At 51.2% G+C, this 5,814-nt stretch carries 2 tRNA genes and 3 rRNA genes; all 5 read left to right on the forward strand.

From position 1 onward, the window contains the following. Positions 1-274 precede the first annotated feature (274 nt). A 16S ribosomal RNA gene (locus tag LNV23_RS23600) occupies positions 275-1,798 on the forward strand. Between the two features lie 197 nt (positions 1,799-1,995). Then, positions 1,996-2,072 (forward strand) — tRNA-Ile (locus LNV23_RS23605). Positions 2,073-2,162: 90 nt separating this feature from the next. Further along, positions 2,163-2,238: transfer RNA gene (locus tag LNV23_RS23610), tRNA-Ala, on the forward strand. A 327-nt stretch (positions 2,239-2,565) separates the two neighbouring features. Next, positions 2,566-5,446: ribosomal RNA gene (locus LNV23_RS23615) — 23S ribosomal RNA — on the forward strand. A gap of 241 nt (positions 5,447-5,687) precedes the next feature. Further along, positions 5,688-5,800: ribosomal RNA gene (gene rrf, locus LNV23_RS23620) — 5S ribosomal RNA — on the forward strand. The 16S, 23S and 5S rRNA genes sit together here with 2 tRNA genes alongside, the layout of an rRNA operon. The last annotated feature ends 14 nt before the right edge of the window (positions 5,801-5,814 follow it).

A 5,814-nucleotide genomic window follows, 5' to 3' on the forward strand; every position in this document is an offset into this window, starting at 1 on the left:
ATCAGTCATAATCTCGCTTCTGTGCTGTTGACGCAAGTTGATGGCGGCAAGATCGGATGAAAGTCTGGCTTGTGCAAGATGAGCTTCGGTTCTCTTGGTTCTTTAAAAATTAACAGCCGATAAGCGTGGGCGTTTGAAGATGAGTGCTGAATGCAGGCGACTGCATTCAAGTCTCTTAGACTTTAAACGCTCACGGAAAATAGATTTGAACTATGCAGGCTCATGTAAAAGTGAGTTTGAGGTTTAAGTCGATTCCGTTGAGTAAATCAAGATCGAACTGTAGAGTTTGATCCTGGCTCAGATTGAACGCTGGCGGCATGCCTTACACATGCAAGTCGAACGGTAACAGGTTAAGCTGACGAGTGGCGAACGGGTGAGTAATATATCGGAACGTGCCCAGTTGTGGGGGATAACTACTCGAAAGAGTGGCTAATACCGCATGAGACCTGAGGGTGAAAGCGGGGGATCGCAAGACCTCGCGCAATTGGAGCGGCCGATATCAGATTAGCTAGTTGGTGGGGTAAAAGCCCACCAAGGCAACGATCTGTAGCTGGTCTGAGAGGACGACCAGCCACACTGGGACTGAGACACGGCCCAGACTCCTACGGGAGGCAGCAGTGGGGAATTTTGGACAATGGACGCAAGTCTGATCCAGCCATGCCGCGTGCGGGAAGAAGGCCTTCGGGTTGTAAACCGCTTTTGTCAGGGAAGAAACGGCTCGCTCTAATACAGTGGGCTAATGACGGTACCTGAAGAATAAGCACCGGCTAACTACGTGCCAGCAGCCGCGGTAATACGTAGGGTGCAAGCGTTAATCGGAATTACTGGGCGTAAAGCGTGCGCAGGCGGTTATGCAAGACAGATGTGAAATCCCCGGGCTCAACCTGGGAACTGCATTTGTGACTGCATGGCTAGAGTACGGTAGAGGGGGATGGAATTCCGCGTGTAGCAGTGAAATGCGTAGATATGCGGAGGAACACCGATGGCGAAGGCAATCCCCTGGACCTGTACTGACGCTCATGCACGAAAGCGTGGGGAGCAAACAGGATTAGATACCCTGGTAGTCCACGCCCTAAACGATGTCAACTGGTTGTTGGGAGGGTTTCTTCTCAGTAACGTAGCTAACGCGTGAAGTTGACCGCCTGGGGAGTACGGCCGCAAGGTTGAAACTCAAAGGAATTGACGGGGACCCGCACAAGCGGTGGATGATGTGGTTTAATTCGATGCAACGCGAAAAACCTTACCTACCCTTGACATGCTAGGAATCCTGAAGAGATTTGGGAGTGCTCGAAAGAGAACCTAGACACAGGTGCTGCATGGCCGTCGTCAGCTCGTGTCGTGAGATGTTGGGTTAAGTCCCGCAACGAGCGCAACCCTTGTCATTAGTTGCTACGAAAGGGCACTCTAATGAGACTGCCGGTGACAAACCGGAGGAAGGTGGGGATGACGTCAGGTCATCATGGCCCTTATGGGTAGGGCTACACACGTCATACAATGGCCGGTACAGAGGGCTGCCAACCCGCGAGGGGGAGCTAATCCCAGAAAACCGGTCGTAGTCCGGATCGTAGTCTGCAACTCGACTGCGTGAAGTCGGAATCGCTAGTAATCGCGGATCAGCTTGCCGCGGTGAATACGTTCCCGGGTCTTGTACACACCGCCCGTCACACCATGGGAGCGGGTTCTGCCAGAAGTAGTTAGCCTAACCGCAAGGGGGGCGATTACCACGGCAGGGTTCGTGACTGGGGTGAAGTCGTAACAAGGTAGCCGTATCGGAAGGTGCGGCTGGATCACCTCCTTTCTAGAAAATGGTCGAGCAGTGGTTTGTTGCATGCAGCAGATCATGAGCGAGATCCACATGCACTCAGATTGAAGCGCCCACACTTATCGGCTGTATCACAACAGTGAATGAATAGAAGAAGTGAGCCTGTGGAGCTAGCCTCATAGCTGGAAAAGCAGGTAAGCCTCAGATCCGCAGGCCACGAGTGATGAACGCGTGGGTCTGTAGCTCAGTTGGTTAGAGCACCGTCTTGATAAGGCGGGGGTCGCTGGTTCGAATCCAGCCAGACCCACCACGCATACAAAGCTCGTCAGACTAGGCGCGAGATACCGCAGCATAGCAACGCTATGTAAGGTATTGAGTAACGACGTATGGCGAGGTTTGCGGGGGATTAGCTCAGTTGGGAGAGCACCTGCTTTGCAAGCAGGGGGTCAACGGTTCGAACCCGTTATCCTCCACCAAAACTATTCATTCAAGAGTTGGCAAACCAAAGCGTCCAGGAAGGATGTTGTGGTTTGCCAGCCTTTATTGGCTGTTGTTCTTTAACAATTTGTAGAGTCGAATCAGCGTTGTCGACGGAAAGTTCAATCTTCTTTGTAAAGGGAGTTGAGCACCGTGCCGTCGACAACATTTTGATTGCGTCAAACACAAGACTTCAACTGAGCAAGAAATTGTTTAGGGTATGAAGAACGGCGTAACGCGTAAATACTCAATAAACGTATGGACTCATGAATGGGGTCTGTACGAGTTCTTGACCGACAGTGCTGTCAGCGCTGTCAAAGTTATAGGGTCAAGTGACTAAGTGCATATGGTGGATGCCTAGGCGATTACAGGCGACGAAAGACGTGATAGCCTGCGATAAGCTTCGGGGAGCTGGCAAATTAGCTTTGATCCGGAGATTTCTGAATGGGGAAACCCACCCCGCGAGGGGTAACTCTGACTGAATACATAGGTCATTGTGGCGAACCGGGTGAACTGAAACATCTCAGTAGCTCGAGGAAAAGACATCAACCGAGATTCCGAAAGTAGCGGCGAGCGAAATTGGAGTAGCCTTTACGTTTTAGCATCGTGTATATCAGAACGGAATGGAAAGTCCGGCCATAGCGGGTGATAGCCCCGTATGAGAAATGCTGCGGTGTGGAACTAAGCGTAAGACAAGTAGGGCGGGACACGAGAAATCCTGTCTGAATATGGGGGGACCATCCTCCAAGGCTAAATACTCGTAATCGACCGATAGTGAACTAGTACCGTGAGGGAAAGGCGAAAAGAACCCCGGGAGGGGAGTGAAATAGATCCTGAAACCGTATGCATACAAAAAGTAGGAGCCCGCAAGGGTGACTGCGTACCTTTTGTATAATGGGTCAGCGACTTACATTCAGTGGCGAGGTTAACCGAATAGGGAAGCCGTAGAGAAATCGAGTCCGAATAGGGCGAATTAGTCGCTGGGTGTAGACCCGAAACCAAGTGATCTATCCATGGCCAGGATGAAGGTACCGTAACAGGTGCTGGAGGTCCGAACCGACTAATGTTGCAAAATTAGCGGATGAGCTGTGGATAGGGGTGAAAGGCTAAACAAACTTGGAAATAGCTGGTTCTCTCCGAAAACTATTTAGGTAGTGCCTCAAGTATTACCATCGGGGGTAGAGCACTGTTATGGCTAGGGGGTCATGGCGACTTACCAAACCATTGCAAACTCCGAATACCGATGAGTACAGCTTGGGAGACAGAGCACCGGGTGCTAACGTCCGGACTCAAGAGGGAAACAACCCAGACCGCCAGCTAAGGTCCCCAAAATTGGCTAAGTGGGAAACGAAGTGGGAAGGCTAAAACAGTCAGGATGTTGGCTTAGAAGCAGCCATCATTTAAAGAAAGCGTAATAGCTCACTGATCGAGTCGTCCTGCGCGGAAGATGTAACGGGGCTAAGCCAGTTACCGAAGCTGCGGATGTGCAATTTATTGCACGTGGTAGGAGAGCGTTCTGTAAGCCTGTGAAGGTGGGTTGTGAAGCCTGCTGGAGGTATCAGAAGTGCGAATGCTGACATGAGTAGCGTTAAAGGGGGTGAAAAGCCCCCTCGCCGAAAGCGCAAGGTTTCCTACGCAACGTTCATCGGCGTAGGGTGAGTCGGCCCCTAAGGCGAGGCAGAGATGCGTAGCTGATGGGAAACAGGTAAATATTCCTGTACCGATCAATAGTGCGATGTGGGGACGGAGAAGGTTAGCTCAGCCAACTGTTGGAATAGTTGGTTCAAGCGTGTAGTCGTATCCCTTAGGCAAATCCGGGGGAATTAGATGAGGCGTGATAACGAGTCTGCTTGCAGACGAAGTGAGTGATACCCTGCTTCCAGGAAAAGCCACTAAGCTTCAGCTATTGACGACCGTACCGCAAACCGACACTGGTGCGCGAGATGAGTATTCTAAGGCGCTTGAGAGAACTCTGGAGAAGGAACTCGGCAAATTGACACCGTAACTTCGGAAGAAGGTGTGCCTCTAGTATGTGATCCATTGACTTGGTGAGCAGAATGGGGCCGCAGAGAATCGGTGGCTGCAACTGTTTATTAAAAACACAGCACTCTGCAAAGACGAAAGTCGACGTATAGGGTGTGACTCCTGCCCGGTGCTGGAAGATTAAATGATGGGGTGCAAGCTCTTGACTGAAGTCCCAGTAAACGGCGGCCGTAACTATAACGGTCCTAAGGTAGCGAAATTCCTTGTCGGGTAAGTTCCGACCTGCACGAATGGAGTAATGATGGCCACACTGTCTCCTCCAGAGACTCAGCGAAGTTGAAATGTTTGTGATGATGCAATCTCCCCGCGGAAAGACGGAAAGACCCCATGAACCTTTACTGTAGCTTTACATTGGACTTTGAACAGATCTGTGTAGGATAGGTGGGAGGCTTTGAAGTGAGGACGCTAGTTCTCATGGAGCCAACGTTGAAATACCACCCTGGTGTGTTTGAGGTTCTAACCTTGGTCCCTTATCGGGATTGGGGACAGTGTATGGTGGGCAGTTTGACTGGGGCGGTCTCCTCCCAAAGTGTAACGGAGGAGTTCGAAGGTACGCTAAATACGGTCGGAAATCGTGTTGATAGTGCATTGGCATAAGCGTGCTTGACTGCGAGACTGACAAGTCGAGCAGGTACGAAAGTAGGACAAAGTGATCCGGTGGTTCTGTATGGAAGGGCCATCGCTCAACGGATAAAAGGTACTCTGGGGATAACAGGCTGATACCGCCCAAGAGTTCATATCGACGGCGGTGTTTGGCACCTCGATGTCGGCTCATCTCATCCTGGGGCTGTAGCCGGTCCCAAGGGTATGGCTGTTCGCCATTTAAAGAGGTACGTGAGCTGGGTTTAAAACGTCGTGAGACAGTTTGGTCCCTATCTTCCGTGGGCGCTGCAAGATTGAGAGAGCCTGCTCCTAGTACGAGAGGACCGGAGTGGACGCACCTCTGGTGTATCGGTTGTCACGCCAGTGGCATCGCCGAGTAGCTAAGTGCGGAAGAGATAACCGCTGAAAGCATCTAAGCGGGAAACTCGTCTCAAGATGAGTCTTGCCGGGGCCTAGAGCCCCCTGAAGGGTCGTTCGAGACCAGGACGTTGATAGGCTGGGTGTGGAAGCGCAGTAATGCGTTAAGCTAACCAGTACTAATTGCCCGTGAGGCTTGACCCTATAACTTTGACAGTTCGTGAGCGACGCGAGTCGATCACTGAACCGGACAAGGACTATTGAGTAGTCAATGCAAGTTATGCTGTTCTTCAGAAGTCAGTTCATTCAATTGAACGTGTGAACGCAATCAAAATCAAAGCTGATTCGAAGTGCAATACCCGAGATACTCGGGTATACTGCGCAGCTCTACAAATTGGGCCTGTTGAGTGTCTTTAAAGATACTTCAGCCGGCCAACCAGTTAAGCCTGATGACCATAGCGAGGCGGTCCCACTCCTTCCCATCCCGAACAGGACAGTGAAATGCCTCAGCGCCGATGATAGTGCGGGTTCCCGTGTGAAAGTAGGTCATCGTCAGGCTAATATTTAAGCAA

This window comes from Kinneretia sp. DJ1R-11, assembly GCF_025717595.1.
GTDB lineage: Bacteria > Pseudomonadota > Gammaproteobacteria > Burkholderiales > Burkholderiaceae_C > Paucibacter_A.